Below are 18,191 nucleotides of genomic sequence, written 5' to 3' on the forward strand. Positions count from 1 at the left end.
CGTTACCCGGGTCCCGGGTGGTTTGCGCCCGAAAAGCCCGCCTGAGATGTCTGGGTTGGGCCGTTCAGCCAGATCACACCGCTGGACCTTGTATCACGCTGTGTAACTGAAATAGCGTCCAAGGCGTTCCCGCTACGGCGCGTGACCTTCACCGGTTCGCCGCCCACCTGCGTACGCCTCGGAGATGTTGATGTCGTTGCCCGAAGTCCATCTGGTCGCCGGCACCGTGGGTGAGGCCCTGCGGCTCGCCCCGGTCGCGCTCGCGATGCGCGAGCAGGGTCGCCTCACCGCCGTCCCCGTGGCCACCGGCACCGACCCCGACGCGGTCGGCCAGGCCCTGGCCGCCTTCGGCCTCACCCCGCGGATCACGCTGCCGTCCGGTGACGGCCACGCCGAGACCATGCGCCGCTTCGACGAGCTGTGGGCCGTGCGGACGCCGGCCGCGGTGGTCGTCCGGGACAGTCTGGCCCCGGCCCTGGCCGCGTTCTGGCGGCGCGTCCCGGTGCTGACCGTCGACGCCGGCCGCCGCTCGGGCGAGTTCGGCTCGGCGTCGGCCCTGGAGCCCCAGCGGCGCCTGCTGGCCCAGGTCACCACCGTGCACCTGGCCGCGACCCCGCTGGCCGCGATGAACCTGCTGGACGAGCGCGTGATCCCCGGCGACACCCTGCTGACCGGCGGCACCGCCCAGGACGCGGCCCAGCTGCTCGCGACCCGGACCCTGGCCGCGCCGCCGCGGGGCCACCGCACGATCGTGCTGGGCGTGCCGGCCGAGCGGGCCGAAGCGATCGGCCCGGCGCTGCGCTACCTCGGCGGCCGCTACCCCGACCTCGAGGTCGTGCGGGCCGCCGACTTCGCCCCCGGGCTCGAGTCCGCCACCCTGCTGGCCCAGGCCTACCTCGTGGTCACCGACGACGAGGACCTGGTCGAGGAGGCGCTGGCCGCCTACTGCCCGGTGCTGATGATCGGCTTCGCGGCCCGGCACGCCGAGGCGCTGCACGCGGGCAGCGCCAAGCTGGTCGAGCCCGACCCGGCCGCGATCACCAGCGAGACCGCGGACCTGCTGGAGCACCGGGTGCGCCGGGACGCGATGGCGCTCGGCGGCAACCCGTACGGCGACGGCCTCGCCGCCTACCGCGTCGCCCAGGCCACCGCGGCCCTGCTCGGCCACGGCCAGTTCCCCGACCCGATGCCGGTCAAGCCCACCGCGGGAGTCGCCCGATGAAGGAGAGCACGATGGACGTCGCCGATTTCTGGACGAAGTCGTGGACCAGCGACGACCGGGTCGCGGTGCGGCAGATGCTGGCCCCCGACGCCGAGATCGAGTGGAACCTGGACGCCCCGGTCGACGACGAGGAGCTGGTGCAGGTGCTGCACCGGATCGCGGTCTTCGCCGACACGGTGACCGTGGTGGGGCAGAGCCGGGCCGACGACGGCGCGGCCCTGGTCTACGACCTCGAGGCGCCGTTCGGCACGGCCCGCATGGTGGAGTTCCTGACCATCGCCGAGGGCCGGATCACCGAGGTGCGCCAGGTCTACGACGTGACCGCGACCGACCAGTACTTCCCGGGCCTCTACGCGAACTAACCGAAGGTGCGGTCGAGCAGGGCGAACAGGTTGACCCAGTGCCGCTGCTCGGCCTCGCGGTCGAACGCCGCTGTGTCCGACATCGTGAAGCCGTGCGGCGCCCCAGCGTAGACCTCCGATGTGTACTTCACCCCGGCCTCGTCGAGCGCCACCTCCAACGTGCGGATCTGGTCGGGAGTGGCCGACGGGTCGTTGTCGGCGTGACCGAAGTAGGCCTCGCCGGTGATCGCGCCGACGGCCCGGTGCGGGCTGTCCGGCCCGTCGGTGACCAGGCGGCCGGCGTGGAAGGCGGCGACCGCGGTGATCCGGTCGGGGTGGGCCTCGATGGCCCGCACCGCGTTCGTGCCGCCCATGCAGTAGCCGACGATCAGTGCCGGCCGGTCGGCCACGCCGTCCTGAGTGAACAGGAAGTCGAGGTAGCGGCCGGTGTCGGCCGCGATCAGGTCGGCCGTCAACCCGTGGATCAGCGGCATCAGCCGGCCGAACGCGGCGCCGCGCTTCTCCTCGTCCTGCAGCTCTTCCGGCTGGACCAGGGGCGAGGGCCCGCCGCGATAGAGGATGTTGGGCGCCAGCACGGCGCATCCACGCTCGGCGATCCGCCCGGCCATCTCGGTGATCCGCGGCCGCAGCCCGAACGCGTCCATGAACAGCAGGACCCCGGGGAACGGGCCGTCCCCGTCGGGCCGCACAAAGGTGGCGTCGGTGGCGTCGATCTGCACGGTACTGATCTGCATGGCGGCGACCGTACACCAACCGGGGATGCTTCCCCGGTCCCGTCGTACCCTGTCACCCATGGCAGATCGACTGCGCGCCGACGCGCAGCGTAACCGGGTCGCGCTCCTCGCCGCCGCCCGCGAGGTCTTCGGTGAACACGGGCTGGACGCCTCGCTCGACGAGATCGCCCGCCGGGCCGGGGTCGGCAATGCCACTCTCTACCGGCGCTTCCCGACCCGCCGCGACCTGATCGCCGAGGTCTTCGCGGGCCAGATGACCGGGTACGTCGAACTGGCCGAGACGGCGCTGGCCGAGCCCGACCCGTGGGCCGCCTTCGTGTCCTACCTGACCCGGTTGTTCGAGATCCAGGCGACCGACCGCGGGCTCTCGGAGCTGCTGGTGACCACCGGCTTCGACGAGGACGAGCGGCTGGCCGGACTGCTGGCGACGGCCCAGCGGGGGGCGACCGAGGTGATCCGCCGGGCCCAGTCCGCGGGCCGGCTGCGGGGCGACTTCACCCGGCAGGACATCAGCCTGCTCATGCGGGCCAACGCCGGGGTGCTGCGCAGCTCGGCCGACCCCGGCGCGTGGCGCCGCCAGCTCGCCCTGGTGCTGGACGGTCTCGGCGCACGATGATTTAAAGCTGTTTAAGGACCGTTTAACACGAGGCGGCCGACACTCGACTCTCATCCCCAATACGGCGCGACCCTGGGCCCCCACCCGGGGTCGCGCTGGGTTCTAGGCGAAGCCGCGACCGGCCTCGGCCAATGTCTCGGACACGAGCTCCCACAGGTTGGTGCCGGGCGGCTTGTCGAGCCAGATGTGCAACGCCACCCGCAGCGAGGCCAGGAAAACGGCGGAGGTCATTTTCACCCGTACGCTCGCCGGGTCGGCCCCGGTGCGGGCCGCGATCTCGGCCGAGAGGTCCCGTTCGAGCGCCGCGAACGTCTGCACCTGAGCGCCCACGAGACCGGGCTGCGCGCGGACGAGACGGCTCTGCGCGACCCATTGCGGGTCGAGATCGCCCAGCTTGAGATAGAACTGCTCGGCCGCCGCCGTGAGGGCGACCCAGGTCGGCTCACCCGCCGGGCGGGCCCGCACCTGCTCGATCAGCAGGTGGATGCGCTGGTAGTCGCCATAGAGCAGCGCCTCTTCCTTGCTGCCGAAGTAGTTCGAGAACGTACGCCGGGAGACACCGGCCTCGTCGGCGATGGCCTCGACGGTGACCCGCTCGGGCCCGTGCTCGATGGCCAGCCGCATGGCCGCCGCGTGCAGGGACTGCCGGGTCGCGGCTTTCTTGCGCTCGCGGAGTCCGGGCTCGGCAGCGGTGGTCATGAGTTGAGCGTACCGGCGTGTGATTCCCTTCTCAATGTGCAAAGTTGCGCAATGGGAACGGTCCGCCGATAGTTGTATCTGGCAACTACTTCTGCTTCACCACGATGGAGGCTGCGCGATGAGCGCCTCGACCACTACGAGCGTCCGGCCGGGCGCCATGTCCCATCGCCAGATCATGGAAGCCCTCTCCGGCCTCCTGCTGGTGCTTTTCGTCGCGATGGCCAGCTCGACCATCGTCTCCACGGCGCTGCCCAAGATCATTGGCGCTCTCGACGGCAGCCAGACGCAGTACACCTGGGTCGTCACCGCGACCCTGCTGACCGCGACCGCCTCCACCCCGATCTGGGGCAAGCTGGCCGACCTCTACAGCAAGAAGTTGCTGGTCCAGATCGCCATCGTGGTGTTCGTGCTCGGCTCGATCGTGGCCGGCTTCTCGCAGACGGCCGGTCAGCTGATCGCCGCCCGTGCGTTCCAGGGCCTCGGCATGGGCGGCGTGCAGGCGCTGGTCCAGGTCGCGATCGCCGCGATGATCCCGCCCCGCGAGCGCGGCCGCTACAACGGCTACCTCGGCGGCGTCATGGCCCTGGCCACGGTGGGCGGCCCGCTGCTGGGCGGCCTGATCGTCGACTCCGCCCTCGGCTGGCGCTGGACCTTCTTCATCGGCGCCCCGATCGCCGTGATCGCCCTGGTCGTCCTGCAGAAGACGCTGAACCTCGAGGTCATCCGCCGGGCCAATGTGAAGATCGACTACCTGGGGGCCGGACTGATCGCGGCCGGCGTCAGCACCCTGCTGGTCTGGGTCTCGTTCGTCGACAGCTCGTTCGCCTGGGCCTCGTGGCAGACCGGCGCGTTCGTCGGCGCCGGCCTGGTGCTCCTGGCCTTGGCCGTCTGGGTCGAGACCCGGGTCGCCGAGCCGGTCGTGCCGCTCGACATCGTGAAGAAGCGCAACACCGCCCTCGCCATCATCGCGAGCCTATCGGTCGGCATGGCCATGTTCGGCGGCGCCGTCTTCCTCGGCCAGTACTTCCAGATCGGCCGCGGCTACAGCCCGACCGAGGCCGGCCTGCTCACCATCCCGATGATGGCCGGCATCCTGGTCTCCTCGACGGTCACCGGTCGCATGATCACCAAGAGCGGCCGGATCAAGCCCTACATCCTGGCCGGCACGATCGTGCTCGTCGCCGGTTTCGCCGGGCTCTCGATGCTCGACCACGAAACCCCGCTTTGGTACGTCGGAATCGCCATGGCACTGGTCGGGGCCGGGGTCGGCATGTCGATGCAGAACCTCGTGCTCTCGGTCCAGAACACGGTCTCGCTCAAGGACATCGGCGCCGCGAGCTCGACGGTGGCCTTCTTTCGCTCGCTGGGCGGCACGATCGGCGTCTCGGTGCTCGGCGCGGTGCTCGCCCGCCGGGTCAACGAGCAGATCACCAGCGACCTGGCCAACGCCGGAGTTCCGGCCGGCAGCACCGGTGGCGGCAGCTCGCTGAACCTGGCCGCGCTGCCCGACTCGATCCAGCACATCGTGCGCGCCGCCTACGGCGACGCGACCGGGCACATCTTCCTGATCAGCGCGGCCATCGCGGTGGTCGGCGTCATCGCGGCGGCTCTGATGAAGCCGGCTCCCCTGCGCTCGACGGTCGACGAGGCCCCCGTCGCTTCGTCGTCGGACGAGAAGGAGCCCGTCCTGGCCCACTGACCGACACGCCCGGGAAACGCGGCGTCCGCTCCTGGCGGGCGCCGCGTTTGTTGCTGGTGGGGCGAGATTGCTCACGCCGGTGAACATGGAACGGCCGCCTTACACAGAGCTAACCTTCGGAAGCGGAGCGCTGATCATCGGGTTTTCCTCAACCGCGGGCCGGCGCTGACGATCAGTGGCCCAGAAGCGAGAGAGGGGGCTGGCCACGTGGATCCGGACCGGGAAGTGCTCGACGCCGAGTGGCTGGACGCCGCCCTGCTCGAACTGGAGGACGACATCCACTGGGATGCCGTCCCCATGCTGGAGCGCGCCGAACGCTACGAGCGTCAGGCCCACCTGCTCGGTGACGAGATGATGGTCGCCCGGGCCCGGCTCAGCCAGGCCAACATGCGCATGCGCTCCGGTGACGTCGCCGAGGCCGCCCAGCGCATCTGGCACATCCACCAGTGGGCGGTCGACCACGACGCCCGCCGGCTCACGGCTCGTACCCACCTGATCTGGGCGGCCATCCACCGCCACCTCGGCGACGCGGCCCAGAGCCTCGAGCACGCCCTGCTCAGCGTCGAGCTGCTCGACGAGACGGCCACCGGTCACATGCACATCTGGCACCGGGCCAAGCTGGCCGACGCGCTGGCCTTCGCCGGTTCGTACGAGACGGCCCGCGAGCGTTTCGACCAGGCCGAGCGGCTGACGACCGAGCTCAACCGGCCCGACCTGCGGCTCTACGTGCTCAACAACTACGCGTACTCCGAGCACGCGGCCGGCAACTACGCCCACGCCGAACAGGTCGCGGAGCGGTTGCGCGTGCTGGCCGACACCCACAACTTCGTGCTCGACGCCACCGTGCTCGACACGATCGGCGCCATCGAGCTCGGCAACGGCCGCTACGCCCAGGCCGAGCAGACGATGCTGCTGTGCATCGAGAAATACCAGCTGATCCGGCGCGACGACGCCGACGCGATGCCGGAATACCTGCTCAACCTGGCCCGGGCCCAGCGCGGTCTCGGGGCGTACGAGCGCGCCCAGCTCAGCCTGGACGATTCCCGCCGGCTCTGCGCCGACCGCGAGCTGGGTCACTTCATGGTGCAGGTGCACGAGGAGCAGGCCGAGCTGCACGCCGCCCGGGGCGAGTTCGCGGAGGCGTACGAGGCTCACAAGTCCTTCCATGCGGCCTACCTCGCGCTGCGGTCCCGGCAGCGCGAGGCCCAGGCCCGCACCCGGCAGGCGATGTTCGAGACGGCCGAGGCCCGGCAGGAGGCCGAGCGCTTCCGCGAGCAGGCCCGGCGCGACCCGCTGACCGGCCTGCGCAACCGCCGCTTCATCGACGAGCAGCTGTCCCGCCTGATCGGCACCGACCCCGACCTGACCGTGGCCCTGGTCGACCTCGACCACTTCAAGCGGATCAACGACCAGCTCTCGCACGACGTGGGCGACCAGGTGCTGGTCCAGGTGGCCAAGATCCTCGAGACCGAGCTGGCCGCCGTGTCACCCGACGGCTTCGTCGCCCGGATGGGTGGCGAGGAGTTCCTCATGGTGCTGCCGGGGTGTCCGACGCCGCGGGCCGGCCGGGCGGTCGACAGCATCCGGCGAGCCGTCGGCGCGTACGACTGGGGTGGCATCACCCACGGTCTGCCCGTCACGATCAGCATCGGCGTGGCCTGCGTCAGCGAGTCCGAGAAGCTGACCCAGCCCGGGCTGCTGTCCACAGCCGACCGCAACCTGTACGCCGCCAAGCACGGTGGCCGCGACCGCGTCGTGTGCGGAGTGCCCGGTCCGGACAGGAGCCGATCCTACCGCGATCGTGCCTCGGCGGCCTGAGCTGCTGCCCCCTCACTCAAGATCAGGAGTGATCCTGATCGACTTCGACCGCTACTCTTTACCGCACTGACGACAGTCGGCGAGGAGGCGTACGTGGGTGAGGACATTCCGGTGCCCGAGGTCGCGCCCCCGGGTGTGAACATCAACGTGCCCCACTCGGCCCGCATCTACGACTACTGGCTCGGCGGCAAGGACAACTTCGCGGTCGACCGGGCCGTGGGCGACGCCATGATCAAGGCGATCCCCGGCATGCGCTACATGGCGGCCGAGAATCGCAAGTTCGTCCACCGGGTCGCGCGCGACCTGGTCGCGACCGAACAGATCCACCAGTTCCTCGACGTCGGCACCGGCATCCCGACCCGGCCCAACCTGCACGAGATCGCCCAGCGCACAGAGCCCGGGGCCCGCGTGGTCTATGTGGACAACGACCCGATCGTGCTCGTCCACGCCCGCGCTCTCATGATCAGCACCGACCAGGGCCGCAGCGAGTACATCTCGGCCGATCTGCGCGCCCCCGAGTCGATCCTCAACGACAAGGTGCTGCGCGACACCCTCGACCTGGGCCGGCCCGTCGGCCTCACGCTGATCGCGATCCTGATGCTGATCGCCGACGAGGACGACCCCTGGTCCAAGGTCGACGCCCTGCGCGACGCGATGCCGTCGGGCAGCCTGCTGGCCATCACCCACCCCACCGCCGACTTCGCCCCCGACGAGGTCAACGAGGCGGTGGCCGCGGCCACGAGCGCCGGCATGACCCTGGTCGCCCGCCCCGAGGCCGACATACGCCGCTTCTTCGGCGACTGGGAACTGCTCGAACCCGGCCTGGTCCCGGTCTCGAACTGGCGCCCCGACGAGCCCGTCGACAACCCCCAGGCCGCGTACTACTGGGCCGGCGTAGCCCGCAAACCCTGAAACCCCCGGAATTGCCCCGAGCCCCAAGCCCCAAGCCCCAAGCCCCAAGCCCCAAGCCCCAAGCCCCAAGCCCCAAGCCCCAAGCCAGTCTGCGACGATCCCATGAGGGCGTTCCGGCGCAACTCCGGACCCGGTCGCTTGGCCACCTTCTGCGCGGCTGGAACCGTACCGCTCGGTTTTGTGCGCAACCGCTCACGCACGTCGCCGTGGCGGGGTGAGCGCCTTGGACGCGCCAGCGGCCAGCTCGCCGCGCCGCGGCCCTCGGCGGGAGCGGCGGCCCGTACCCACCACCGCGCTACGACATCCTGCTCTTGACCTCAAAGAACGTGCCCTCGGCGGGAGCTGCGATCCGTACCTACCACCCGGCTACGACATCGATCTTGAACTTGGATCGGTCGCGGCTGGCCGGAAGAGGAACCGGCCGGGCCATCCAGCACGGGGGAACCGGACGACCCGGCCGGAGCCGGAGGAAAGTTCATCAACTGAGGTTTAGCTCGCCCCGGTTACGGGTACTTGCTGCTCAGCAACTAGACCGTGCAGCTACATGGCCCGTCGCCACCTCGAGGCGACGGTGCGTAATCGCAGCGCGCCCGCGGTTCGGTGCCGTGGGCAATCCGTAACCGCGTCGCCACCTTTACGCAAAGTGATCACTGCTGACGCCCCGTCAACAACCGGCCGAGGAGCGAAGCACCCGCACCTTGATCAGTCGCGGTCATCGGAGCCTCCCTCCTCGCTCGCCGGACGCCGGCTCGCGGGCCGGGACAGGGCGTACCGCACACCGCCGAAACGGTGCGAAACCACCGCTGCCCGGGTTGTTGCGGCACTGACGTCGTCCGTCACGCGCTCATCCCGGTAGAGCGGCGCGGGATTGCCCCGTCGCGGTTCGGTGGGACCGTCATCGCCCTGGTCGAAATGCTCGGGGCCGATGTTCGGAACGGCCATCTCGTTACCTCCCGCTAGGACGCCCCCGCCAGGGAGCCTCGCGCCGAGACCGAAGACGCCATTTCCGCGACCGGTCAGTCACTCAAAGATGTCACCCTAAGTGACACCCGCAAGATGCGCCCGTGCGTTATCATGCTCACAATCCCGTGAGTACGCAAGGCCAAATGCACGTGCATTTGCACCTGGTGTGAGGCAATGATTGCGCACAGGAGAGCATTTGACTCCGGACGATCCCCGGCCGGAGGAAATCAAGGGAGCTTCAACATGACGTACGCGGTCAACGGCATCCCCGCCGGCCAGTTGGAAGGTGTCACCTGGCAGAAGAGCCGGCGCAGCAACCCCAGCGGCAACTGCGTCGAGTGCGCCGTCCTCCCCAGTGGTGAGGTGGCCATGCGCAACTCCCGCGACCCCGAGGGTCCGGCGCTCATCTACACCCGGGCCGAGATCGAGGCGTTCCTCGGTGGCGTCAACGACGGCGACTTCGACAACCTGCTCGCCTGAGCCGGCGTACCCCGAAAGCCTGAATTCCTCCGCCGGCCGAAGTTCCGTCGGATGACATCCAGACAGTCGGGCCCGGCGCGGGATGAGCCGGGCCGATCAGAGCAACGCTGGCCGTTCGCGGTCAGCCGCCGCGAGCATGACGTGCCCATCTCCACGTTCGGCCCGAACGGCGAAAAAATGAAGTGGCCGGGCAATGCGACCATGAGAGCGCACCCGGAAAAGAGATGGGCCTGCCTAGCCGTTCAAGCCAGGCAGGACCCGAGGCGGTAACAGGTTCGTCCACGGTCGTCGGCAGCGGGCGTGGACGAGCCCAACCGGTCACCCGCCCCTCGCAGCTGCAAACGCTCGGGGCGAATTTGCAGAGCCTACCCCGCGTCGGGGCGTGGCTCCAGACAGTCAAGTTATTTAGGCGGGCCGTCCGACCTCGTGCAACAGCTTGCCCAGGATCTCGGGCGTGTGGCTCGGTGGCTCGGCGTCGATGCAGACCCGCTCCATCGCCATCGCGTACTGGTCGACGTCCTCGCGCTTGTCGAGATAGATCGCGCTCGTCAGCTGTTCGACGTAGACGACGTCGGGCAGCTCGGGCTCGGGGAAGCGCAGAATCGCGAACGGGCCGCCCGCCGCGGCGTGACCGCCGGCGTGGAACGGAATGATCTGCAGCCGTACGTTCGACTTCTTCGAGATCTCGATGAGGAACTCGATCTGCGCCTTCATGACCTCGATGCCGCCGATCGGCCGGCGCAGCACAGCCTCGTCGATGACCGCCCACAATTGCGGGCCCTCGGGCCGGTCGAGAATCGCCTGCCGCTGGCGGCGCAACTCGACCCGCTTGTTCATCTCTTCCGGCGTGACACCGGCGTGGCCGAGCATGATGACCGCGCGCGCGTAGTCGGGGGTCTGCAAAAGGCCAGGAACAAACTGAATTTCGTACGTACGAATGAGCGTCGCGGCCGCCTCGAGCCCCAGATACGACTGGAACCAGCCCGGCATCACGTCGCTGAACTGCTGCCACCAGCCCGGGTTGTTGGCCTGGCGGGCCAGGACGAGCAGAGCCTCACGCTCGTTGTCGTCGGTCACTCCGTAGAGGGTCAGCAGATCGCTGACATCGCGCTCCTTGAAGCTGACCCGCCCGAGTTCCATGCGGCTGATCTTGGACCCGGATGCTCGGATCTCCCAGCCCGCGTCCTCACGAGTGATGGCCTTGGCCTCACGGAGGCGACGGAGTTGGGCCCCGAGCAGGATGCGCAGGACGGTGGGGCCGCCGGTCGGCGCCTCCTCCTGCTGCGTACCCGCGCTCACCTGACTCCTCGTCATCGCTGTGTGGGGGCTGCCGGCCGCAGTCCCACAGCATCCTAAAGGGGAGATCGTCCACAGCGAAACAGCCCGAGCACCCGCCCGGGCGTTCGCCCAATGCGGATGCACGTGCATCCGGCCTTGCGAACGCCTTCGTACGCGAGGATGATAGCTGACAGACACGCACCGCCCGCATACACAGCGTGCTGAAAGTTCGGCTTCTCGGCTTCCCCGCCATCCGGACGACCGGGTCCCGAGATCTTGGAGGGTCATCTCGATGTCCACGGCACCGACGTCCACCCCGACCATCGCCCCACCCCAGCGAGACCCGGCAGACGTTGCGCCCGCCGACAGCTACCACCCCTCCGACCGCGTGTGGGTCTACCGCGACGGTTGGCGGGCCGGCGTCATCGAGGCTGCTTCTCCTCGCGCCGTGACCGTGACCTACCGCCCCGGCGCCCACCTCGGCACCGGGGTCGACACTTTCACGGCCCCCTATGTGAGCGCCCGCTCCAGTGAAGACCCCGCCGTAGACCGGCGCCACGTCGGCCGCGGCATCTACACCCCCGCCGGCCTCCCTCTGCGACACACCGCGGCATGACCGGCGCGGTCGCCGTCGCAGCCTTCGTCGGGCTCCTGAGCCTGCTCGCGGGGGTGGCCCTGGGCTGGCACCTCCGCCACACGAACGAGCGCTGCCCGTCCTGCGGCGATCAGCTGAACCGCTCTGCCTGCGAGATCCCCGCTTCCCGGCGCGACAACGCCGCCGCTCAGCGCTTGGCCTGACCGCCTCATCACGCGCGGCCCCGCAGTCCACGCTGCCGCCCTCGCCGGCTGCGTAAAACCCTGATTTTCACCAGGTCAAGCTGACTTCGCGGCCCAACCCCGCGGTCCACGTCCCTGCGCTCCACGGCCTCGCCTGTCGCCATCATGCCCTCCGCGACCCTGCGCTCGCGGGCCTCGCCCTTCGCCGCCTGCGGATGTCGCCGCCACGCCCTCCGCGGCCCCGCGTTCCACAGCCTCGCCCGTGGCAGCCTGCGCCTCCCTTGCCGCCACACCCCTGCAGCCTGCGCCTCCCTTCCCTTCGCTGCCTCGCCCCCTCCTACCGCTCCTGTTAGGCGGTCTCGCCCCTGCCACCCACCCGCCGTCGAGGTCCCACCCTCCACAGCCAATCCCTTCGCGGCACTGCACCCTCTCGACACGCCTTCAAGACAGCTGCCCCGCCGCCCGCCGTCGCCCCCGCTGGCGCCGATGCTGCAGGGCGGAGCCTCGAACTCATCGCCCAATCGAGCGCTTTTCTTGGATTCACCCAAGTGGGCGATAATTCTTAAGCTCTTTGCCCGTTCCGCGCGATCCACGGCATTCGCGGCGCCTTATTTTCTCACCGACGGTGCAATATCTATGACTTACCCACGTCACCACCAGCAAAAAGGCGTGCGACAGCCATTCACATCAGCCACAGCACAGCCGGATGCAGCCCTGACCAGCGGTCGGGAACGACTTTGCTCCACAGTGGCGCATGGTCGGCACGTCAGGCGAATCGACGGCCAATAGCCCCCAAGGAGCCGCCCGACCCACCCCGCGGCCGTTCCTAAATGGCCTTGCCGACCACTCTTCGTGAGCGCAGTCACGCCTCCACCGAGACGCCAAGCTCTGTGCCATTTCATCGACGATCCGCCCCATTTGCGAGCCGATGAGGCCAAAGGACCTAATGGGAAGCTCGCCAACCGGCGCAAATACAAAGAGGCCCTCACCCTCCCCTGGGCCAGCCTGACGACCCGGATCGGGTGACCGCGCGGGGATCGGACGTCCTGTGCGCGATTGTGAGCTGCACGACGTGGCACTGTCAGCGGGTTATCGACCCGCAACGCCGGGTATCAATCCGCCGTCGAGCGGGCCGGCAGACGGAGGTGGTCACCATGCTCGATCCCCAGGAAAAGGCCGAGTTCGACGGCTTGGTGACGCATCTGCGCACAGCCGACCCGAAGTTCTGCCGCCGCATGGACCGCATGGGCCGCCCTCGCCCGATGCTCTACACAACAGCGGCCGCAGCCCTATGGCTGCTGGCCCCACTGTCCATAGTCTTCGGCGGCTGGACCGGCGCCCTCTTCGCAGCCTTGTTCGCCGGCTATGGCTTCCGCCTGTACGCCAAGCGCCACGGCCCCAAGCCCCAGCCGACATGGTGGGTGGCCACCCGAGGCAAGCCGACCCACCCCGACCCCGCGTAATTCTCGTACTAGCGCCAGGTGTCCCCGGTCAGCCGCTCGTAGACCTCGACATACCGGTTACGCGTGGCTTCCACGACCTCATCCGGAATCTCGGGCCCCGGCGCCGTGCGATCCCAGTCGGTCAGCGTCGACGACCAGTCCCGCAGGAACTGCTTGTCGAGATACCGCTGAGTGCCCCCCGGCTTCCACTCGTCAGCAGCCCAGAACCGCGACGAGTCCGGCGTCAGCAACTCATCCCCTAGAGTGAGCGTGCCGTCCGCCGCGAACCCCAACTCAATCTTGGTGTCCGCAATGATGATGCCGTTCTTGGCCGCCACCTGCTGCCCACGCTTGTAAACCTCAAGCGTGATCCGCCTCAACTCAGCAGCGACATCCGACCCCACCTTGGCCTCGACATCGGCGTAGGTCATGAACTCGTCATGCCCCTGCCCAGGCGGCACCTTGGTGGTAGGCGTAAAAATCGGCTCCGGCAGCTGCGAAGCCTCGATCAGCCCCGCCGGCAACGAAACCCCCGAAACAGCCCCGTCCCGCTCATACTCCTTGAGCCCCGACCCCGCCAGGTACCCCCGAGCAATGCACTCCACCATGACCATCTCAAGCCGCTCACACCGAACAGCCCGCCCAGCCCACTCCGCCGGCACATCAGTACTCGAGACCACGTGGTTGGGCACCACATCAGCCAGCTGCTCAAACCACCAGAGCGACAGCTGAGTAAGAATCTTCCCCTTGTCCGGGATCGCGGTCGGCAGCACCACGTCATAGATCGAGATCCGGTCCGACGCCACCAGCAGGATGTCCCGCCCGTCCGCGTAAACCTCCCGAACCTTCCCCGAGTGCAACAGCTCCACGTGCTCCCCTTAACTAGCCGGGCCTGGGGGTTCACGTTATCTGACCGATCGATAACCAGATGCCACGGTGTCGCACGTCAGCCTCGGCGTTTGTATCTGGTGAGCCAAACGATCGGAGCCGTGACCGCACTGGGGCAACCTGATCAGCTGGCCGAACAGCCGCAGGGGTTCGTACTTAATCACCCTGACTTGGCAATGTCGGTGCATCCGTCGAGGGATCGTCCAGACGCGCTAGGCGCCACAAGCTCCCGTCGATCTCCGTACATGATTCCTCGTCCCCAGAGTGCCAAGGGTAGAGACGTGCGCTGACGAACCGTCCGAGCGTGGGTACGGGCAACCCGAGTTCGGCCGCCATACGCGGGTGCGGCGCATAGTGGCCGAAGATCACGATTCCGTCCGGCTTGAGGTGCTTGCGCGCGTCGCGTACCCGCTTCGCGCCGTCGACCTGCTGCGCGGCGGTCAGAACGGTAGCTCGGTTTACCAGCTCTCCCTGCATTTCTCGGAAGAGGTTCGTAACCGCCGTCTGGCCGCGAGTCGCATATGCGATCAGGTCGAGTTTGCGAGGGTCGCCGATGTGCAAGAGCGTGTTCTTGACCAGGTCCGCCCCTGGAACGATCCAGAGGATTCGGTCGCGGCCTCGGTCGTTGAGTCGTCGCTTCCCGTCCCTCTGCCGCCCGAGCGGCCTGAGGAAATCCTCGCTGATGCGGATAAGCCCTGAAGCCCACCTGGCGGTGTACTCGTTCGCCCAGATGACGAGGGCTACCTTGTCGCCACGGCTGTACATCTCTTGCGGGATTTCCCAGTCGTACAGGTTGAGAGACCATTTGCAGTCGACGTCGACGTCAGCAATCCGGTAGTCGAGGTCGTGACCATCGGCGAAGCCGAACTCTCGCTGCAACCAAATCTCCACGAGAGTGCCGACGTGGGTCTTCTCGGTCTTCAGGAGCTGCGTATAGTCCCACCGGCCGGTGCGCTGACCGTCATAGATCTGGTCCAAGGCTTCCCGAATGGCATAGCCGGTACGCACACCGTCCGGATCCATCCTCTTGATGGCTTCGCGGACCGCCCAGAGGTCGGAGTCCTCGTCGTAAGTAGGCGGTCTGGCGTCTGTCCTCGGTGGCGACGGCGCCGTTGCCGGACGTGGACGCCCACCGGGCGAAGGCCGCGCCGGCAGAACACGCCCGCGATGCGCCCGAAGGGTGTACGGAAGACCGTCCGCACCCAAATCTTCCTCGAACAGCTGCCCCTGCGCAAAGCCCACATCGTGAGGTTGTCAGAGGCAGGCGGGACGGGTCAACGCCTCGGGACGGGCCGGCGTCCTCCGCCTGCCTTCTGAGCCGAATTCACTGTAGATAAGGCTTGATGTGCTTCGCGATTGCCGCTGCCAAACCGGCCGGAACGGCATTGCCGATCTGCTTGGCAATCTCAGTCTTCGTGCCGCACCAGAGGTAGTCCTTGGGGAAATCCTGAAGAAGTGAAGCCTCGTAATGAGTGATGACACGATTGACTCGACGGTCAGGCCGGTCGGCCTCCCATTGCGGGTGAAGGTACTGGCCCTTCTCCGGCTTAAAGAATTCCGTCCGGATCGTCAGCGAAGGAGCGTCCCAACGCATTCGGCCCATGACGTCCGTAGTCCCGCTCTTTTTGTCCCGCCAGCATCTTGGCAAGAGGTAATCGGGAAGGTCGAAGCGGCCACCGCCGGGTGGGACGTGATCATATCGATCAAGCGATTTCGCCGTCGGCTGCCGCCCGAAATGAATATCCATTCCCTTGAACGCGCCAGGAATGCGATGCTCGAAGTATTCGGTGAATACATCGGGCAGCTCCGTCGTGGCCGGCCGTTCGTCGAGCCCGGCGATGCGGCTCCGTACGGTCTCCCAGGGAAGCAACTCGCCGTTCAGCAGATCCGCGCTCGGCACCCTGGCGTGGGTGGGATCAGGCAGCTCGATCTTACCGACACGTGAGCCGATGATGATCGTCCTCGGGCGACGCTGGGCAACGCCATAGTCCGCAGCGAGAAGGACACCGGGGGAGAGCTCGTAGTCCTTCAAGATGCCGCCGTCAGCCTCGTCCAGCAGGAGCTGGTACTCACTGGAGCGAGAGAAGCGCTGAACGTTCTCGATCACGAAGACTTGTGGTCGGGCAACCTGGACGAACCTGAGATATTCCTTCCACAGCTTGTTCCGCGGATCGTTGACATCCTTGCTTCCGAGGTTTGAGAAACCCTGACACGGAGGGCCACCGATGATCACATCGGCGTCCGGAATGTCGTCGGCCTTGACTTCGGCGATGTCACCCCAATGGGTGTGACCCTCGCCCCAGTTCGCCGCATATGTCGCCGCTGCGGCACGTTCCCACTCAACGGCCAGGACCGATTGATAGCCCTCCCGGCCGAACCCGACTGTCATCCCGCCGCACCCGGCAAAGAGATCGATCATGGTCGGACGGTCGCTCATTCCGAGCACTGTAGTTGCTCCTTCCAGCCTCGCCCAGCAGCCACGCCGTGATCTTTAGAACAGATGTCTGACTGCCGCACGCGTCCGACCGACACCAACGCGAGTGATCACGCCGAATGTCGGAACCAAGAGGAACCCCAACGAAGTACGAGGCATTCCGCACCTCCAGCGGCTTGGCTCGACGTTGCGCACAGCGAACAGGGACCGTCTCGCACGATCAGACTTCGAGGCGCCCGATCGAGTGATTGGTCAAACTCTGCCGCGCGGCCGAACCATTCACGTGACGGTCTGTATCATAGTCCCTACAGACCTCTGTTGGTATCTCGGAACGGTCTCATTGCGGAGCTGCCAGCCACAGACCTCGCCTTCTGTCAGCAGAACGAAGATCATGGACAAAGCAACCACACCGAACATCTCTCCTGCGAGGCCCCCGATCCGGCCGTGTGCGAGGCTCCAGTTGTGCCAGCACACTTCATGAACTCGCTCTGCGGCTACCGGCTCGGCGGCAACCCGAACACCTCGGACAACAGCGACGCCCTGTCCAAGGAACTGGGTCACGAACTGTTCGAGGTTCTAGGGGTGCCACGCGATCAGGCCGGCCCGGCTGACCCCGGTGCCGCGCTGGAGGAGCGCGTGCTGGCTCATCTCGCTGATCTCAGGCCAGACTTGCTGATCGCACGAAGCCGCTCCGCGGCTCAATTCGAGCAGTACGAGCACCTGGCGGTCTTCCCGCGCTACAGGCGTGGTCATCGACGCTCGGAGGCTGCCCTGACCCCCTTGGTCGAGGCAAGTGAAGAACTCACCTCGCCATCCGAACGCACCCGTATGAGTGCACTCCTCGCCACTGCGGTCGCCGCGTTTCACGAGCAGGACGATCTCGCCATGGCGCTGCTGGCGCAGATGCCGGAGGAGGCCCTGCTGAAGATCGACCTGACGTTGGCCGAGCCATAGCCACAGCCACAGCCACAGCCACACCTTCCCCGGCTTCAAGTCGCGTTGTCCTCCAAGTGGTCGCTTCGCACGGACCGAGCACAGGACTGCATTTCGCAAGGCTCAAAGCTCGTGTCTCAGCGTCGCGGCCGGATGCCTCACTTCGGAGTGATCACTATGGAGCCGAGACCTTCGGTGCTGAAGATTCTCGGCGACGGCTCCGGCGCCGTGGACTGCGTCTACCCCCTGCACCTGCCGGCACTGACCATCGCGATCAACAACCTAGCGAATCGCGGTAGACGAAATCCGCTGTCCTGGTCCCCGCTGCAGACCTTCGAGCGCCTCGTCCGGCAGCGCCGGTTGCGCGACTATGACGAGTTGGTGAGCGAAGTCGCTCGCCTACCTGAGCCCGTTCAGCCCTGACGCCGGCCTGCCGGCCTGCACCACTTCCCTGACTTTGGCCGCCGCCTTCAGGGGGTCCTCATGCTCCCAGATTCGTACAACGGTCCACCCGAGCTCGCTCAGATGCTCATTCGTGCCGATGTCGCGGGCTTGGTTCGTCGCCAGTTTGTTCGCCCACCAGTCGGAGTTGGACGCGGGGCTGGTCCGATGTTCAGGACATACATGCCAGAAACACCCGTCGACGAAAACCGCCACGCGTGCCCGGGGAAAGGCTATGTCGATGGAGCGTCTAGCCATCCCCGGCACCGGCAGAGTGACACGAAACCGAAGGCCCCAAGCATGCAGCAGCTTCCGTATCAGCACCTCGGGCGCGGTATCCCGGCGACGCTGCAGACTCATCCGGTTCGTCACACCGGACGAACTAGGGACCGGACGATCAGAGTTCGGCACGTCGGTCACGTTACTGCGAAGTGCATATGAATGCTCTGGGCCTCGGTCCGTTTCCGGTCCAGCCAAGCCCAGATAGAACCGT

The 18,191-nt window shown here is 67.4% G+C and carries 19 protein-coding genes and 1 pseudogene; 12 read left to right on the top strand and 8 right to left on the bottom strand.

Annotated features, from left to right (window positions below; genetic code table 11):
- The first annotated feature begins 190 nt into the window (after window positions 1–190).
- The gene (locus M1L60_RS28685) at window positions 191–1,222 is read left to right on the top strand and encodes a UDP-N-acetylglucosamine 2-epimerase (RefSeq protein ID WP_253240640.1); all 1,032 of its coding nucleotides are present in this window, start codon (window positions 191–193) and stop codon (window positions 1,220–1,222) included.
- A gap of 11 nt (window positions 1,223–1,233) precedes the next feature.
- Window positions 1,234–1,584 carry a hypothetical protein gene (locus M1L60_RS28690; RefSeq protein WP_253240641.1) on the top strand — a complete coding sequence of 117 codons (351 nt, stop codon included), beginning with the start codon at window positions 1,234–1,236 and terminating at the stop codon, window positions 1,582–1,584.
- On the opposite strand, the gene M1L60_RS28695 is transcribed toward M1L60_RS28690, so the two are convergent.
- Complete coding sequence (locus M1L60_RS28695; protein ID WP_253240642.1) at window positions 1,581–2,318, bottom strand: dienelactone hydrolase family protein; 738 nt, start codon at window positions 2,316–2,318, stop codon at window positions 1,581–1,583. The genes M1L60_RS28690 and M1L60_RS28695 overlap by 4 nt on opposite strands.
- A 58-nt stretch (window positions 2,319–2,376) precedes the next feature.
- On the opposite strand from M1L60_RS28695, the gene M1L60_RS28700 reads away from it, so the two are divergent.
- Window positions 2,377–2,934, top strand: coding sequence for a TetR/AcrR family transcriptional regulator (locus M1L60_RS28700; protein WP_253240643.1), 558 nt, complete (start codon window positions 2,377–2,379; stop codon window positions 2,932–2,934).
- Window positions 2,935–3,036: 102 nt separating this feature from the next.
- On the opposite strand, the gene M1L60_RS28705 is transcribed toward M1L60_RS28700, so the two are convergent.
- On the bottom strand, window positions 3,037–3,633 hold the full coding sequence (locus M1L60_RS28705) for a TetR/AcrR family transcriptional regulator (protein ID WP_253240644.1): 597 nt from the start codon (window positions 3,631–3,633) through the stop codon (window positions 3,037–3,039).
- Between the two features lie 118 nt (window positions 3,634–3,751).
- Between M1L60_RS28705 and M1L60_RS28710 the strand changes: the two genes are divergently transcribed.
- From M1L60_RS28710 to M1L60_RS28720, 3 genes are all read left to right on the top strand, one after another.
- Window positions 3,752–5,332, top strand: a complete 1,581-nt coding sequence (locus M1L60_RS28710; protein WP_253240645.1) for an MDR family MFS transporter — start codon at window positions 3,752–3,754, stop codon at window positions 5,330–5,332.
- A gap of 207 nt (window positions 5,333–5,539) precedes the next feature.
- Window positions 5,540–7,150 carry a tetratricopeptide repeat-containing diguanylate cyclase gene (locus tag M1L60_RS28715; protein WP_253240646.1) on the top strand — a complete coding sequence of 537 codons (1,611 nt, stop codon included), beginning with the start codon at window positions 5,540–5,542 and terminating at the stop codon, window positions 7,148–7,150.
- A 93-nt stretch (window positions 7,151–7,243) separates the two neighbouring features.
- Complete coding sequence (locus M1L60_RS28720) at window positions 7,244–8,062, top strand: SAM-dependent methyltransferase (RefSeq protein ID WP_308208552.1); 819 nt, start codon at window positions 7,244–7,246, stop codon at window positions 8,060–8,062.
- Window positions 8,063–8,764: 702 nt separating this feature from the next.
- On the opposite strand, the gene M1L60_RS28725 is transcribed toward M1L60_RS28720, so the two are convergent.
- A complete protein-coding gene (locus M1L60_RS28725) occupies window positions 8,765–9,004 on the bottom strand; it encodes a hypothetical protein (RefSeq protein ID WP_253240647.1) in 240 nt (79 codons plus the stop codon).
- A gap of 264 nt (window positions 9,005–9,268) precedes the next feature.
- On the opposite strand from M1L60_RS28725, the gene M1L60_RS28730 reads away from it, so the two are divergent.
- Window positions 9,269–9,505, top strand: coding sequence for a DUF397 domain-containing protein (locus M1L60_RS28730; protein ID WP_221380428.1), 237 nt, complete (start codon window positions 9,269–9,271; stop codon window positions 9,503–9,505).
- A gap of 405 nt (window positions 9,506–9,910) precedes the next feature.
- Here M1L60_RS28730 and M1L60_RS28735 read toward each other — a convergent pair whose 3' ends face one another.
- Entirely contained in the window at window positions 9,911–10,804 is an 894-nt protein-coding gene (locus tag M1L60_RS28735; RefSeq protein WP_253240648.1) for a Sco1979 family transcriptional regulator, read from the bottom strand.
- 271 nt (window positions 10,805–11,075) lie between these two features.
- Between M1L60_RS28735 and M1L60_RS28740 the strand changes: the two genes are divergently transcribed.
- From M1L60_RS28740 to M1L60_RS28750, 3 genes are all read left to right on the top strand, one after another.
- Entirely contained in the window at window positions 11,076–11,399 is a 324-nt protein-coding gene (locus M1L60_RS28740) for a hypothetical protein (RefSeq protein WP_253240649.1), read from the top strand.
- Window positions 11,396–11,581, top strand: a complete 186-nt coding sequence (locus M1L60_RS28745) for a hypothetical protein (RefSeq protein WP_253240650.1) — start codon at window positions 11,396–11,398, stop codon at window positions 11,579–11,581. The genes M1L60_RS28740 and M1L60_RS28745 overlap by 4 nt, the downstream gene beginning before the upstream one ends.
- A 1,133-nt stretch (window positions 11,582–12,714) precedes the next feature.
- A complete protein-coding gene (locus M1L60_RS28750) occupies window positions 12,715–13,023 on the top strand; it encodes a DUF3040 domain-containing protein (protein WP_253240651.1) in 309 nt (102 codons plus the stop codon).
- Window positions 13,024–13,031: 8 nt separating this feature from the next.
- Here M1L60_RS28750 and M1L60_RS28755 read toward each other — a convergent pair whose 3' ends face one another.
- The 3 genes from M1L60_RS28755 to M1L60_RS28765 form a co-directional block, all read right to left on the bottom strand.
- Window positions 13,032–13,871, bottom strand: coding sequence for a phosphoribosylaminoimidazolesuccinocarboxamide synthase (locus M1L60_RS28755; protein WP_253240652.1), 840 nt, complete (start codon window positions 13,869–13,871; stop codon window positions 13,032–13,034).
- A 175-nt stretch (window positions 13,872–14,046) separates the two neighbouring features.
- Window positions 14,047–15,132: a NaeI family type II restriction endonuclease gene (locus M1L60_RS28760; RefSeq protein WP_253240653.1), complete on the bottom strand. Its 1,086-nt coding sequence runs from the start codon at window positions 15,130–15,132 to the stop codon at window positions 14,047–14,049.
- Between the two features lie 82 nt (window positions 15,133–15,214).
- A complete protein-coding gene (locus M1L60_RS28765; RefSeq protein WP_253240654.1) occupies window positions 15,215–16,327 on the bottom strand; it encodes a DNA cytosine methyltransferase in 1,113 nt (370 codons plus the stop codon).
- 459 nt (window positions 16,328–16,786) lie between these two features.
- On the opposite strand from M1L60_RS28765, the gene M1L60_RS28770 reads away from it, so the two are divergent.
- Both M1L60_RS28770 and M1L60_RS28775 read left to right on the top strand, forming a co-directional pair.
- Window positions 16,787–17,278 (top strand): PDDEXK family nuclease, encoded by a 492-nt coding sequence (locus M1L60_RS28770; protein ID WP_253240655.1) that lies wholly within the window; start codon window positions 16,787–16,789, stop codon window positions 17,276–17,278.
- A gap of 36 nt (window positions 17,279–17,314) precedes the next feature.
- A pseudogene (locus M1L60_RS28775) lies at window positions 17,315–17,680 on the top strand (NgoMIV family type II restriction endonuclease); the annotation flags it as partial.
- Here M1L60_RS28775 and M1L60_RS28780 read toward each other — a convergent pair.
- Window positions 17,657–18,058 carry a very short patch repair endonuclease gene (locus tag M1L60_RS28780; protein ID WP_253240675.1) on the bottom strand — a complete coding sequence of 134 codons (402 nt, stop codon included), beginning with the start codon at window positions 18,056–18,058 and terminating at the stop codon, window positions 17,657–17,659. The pseudogene M1L60_RS28775 and the gene M1L60_RS28780 overlap by 24 nt on opposite strands.
- Window positions 18,059–18,191 lie beyond the last annotated feature (133 nt).

The sequence above is a fragment of the Paractinoplanes aksuensis genome (assembly GCF_024137025.1).
Lineage (GTDB): Bacteria > Actinomycetota > Actinomycetes > Mycobacteriales > Micromonosporaceae > Actinoplanes > Actinoplanes aksuensis.

What these genes read in the sequence shown, in the direction of transcription:
- M1L60_RS28685 (WP_253240640.1), top strand. Translation starts at nt 191, where the DNA reads ATGTCGTTGCCCGAAGTCCATCTGGTCGCCGGCACCGTGGGTGAGGCC.
- M1L60_RS28690 (WP_253240641.1), top strand. Translation starts at nt 1,234, where the DNA reads ATGGACGTCGCCGATTTCTGGACGAAGTCGTGGACCAGCGACGACCGG.
- M1L60_RS28695 (WP_253240642.1), bottom strand. Translation starts at nt 2,318, where the DNA reads ATGCAGATCAGTACCGTGCAGATCGACGCCACCGACGCCACCTTTGTG.
- M1L60_RS28700 (WP_253240643.1), top strand. Translation starts at nt 2,377, where the DNA reads ATGGCAGATCGACTGCGCGCCGACGCGCAGCGTAACCGGGTCGCGCTC.
- M1L60_RS28705 (WP_253240644.1), bottom strand. Translation starts at nt 3,633, where the DNA reads ATGACCACCGCTGCCGAGCCCGGACTCCGCGAGCGCAAGAAAGCCGCG.
- M1L60_RS28710 (WP_253240645.1), top strand. Translation starts at nt 3,752, where the DNA reads ATGAGCGCCTCGACCACTACGAGCGTCCGGCCGGGCGCCATGTCCCAT.
- M1L60_RS28725 (WP_253240647.1), bottom strand. Translation starts at nt 9,004, where the DNA reads ATGGCCGTTCCGAACATCGGCCCCGAGCATTTCGACCAGGGCGATGAC.
- M1L60_RS28730 (WP_221380428.1), top strand. Translation starts at nt 9,269, where the DNA reads ATGACGTACGCGGTCAACGGCATCCCCGCCGGCCAGTTGGAAGGTGTC.
- M1L60_RS28740 (WP_253240649.1), top strand. Translation starts at nt 11,076, where the DNA reads ATGTCCACGGCACCGACGTCCACCCCGACCATCGCCCCACCCCAGCGA.
- M1L60_RS28745 (WP_253240650.1), top strand. Translation starts at nt 11,396, where the DNA reads ATGACCGGCGCGGTCGCCGTCGCAGCCTTCGTCGGGCTCCTGAGCCTG.
- M1L60_RS28750 (WP_253240651.1), top strand. Translation starts at nt 12,715, where the DNA reads ATGCTCGATCCCCAGGAAAAGGCCGAGTTCGACGGCTTGGTGACGCAT.
- M1L60_RS28765 (WP_253240654.1), bottom strand. Translation starts at nt 16,327, where the DNA reads ATGAGCGACCGTCCGACCATGATCGATCTCTTTGCCGGGTGCGGCGGG.
- M1L60_RS28780 (WP_253240675.1), bottom strand. Translation starts at nt 18,058, where the DNA reads ATGAGTCTGCAGCGTCGCCGGGATACCGCGCCCGAGGTGCTGATACGG.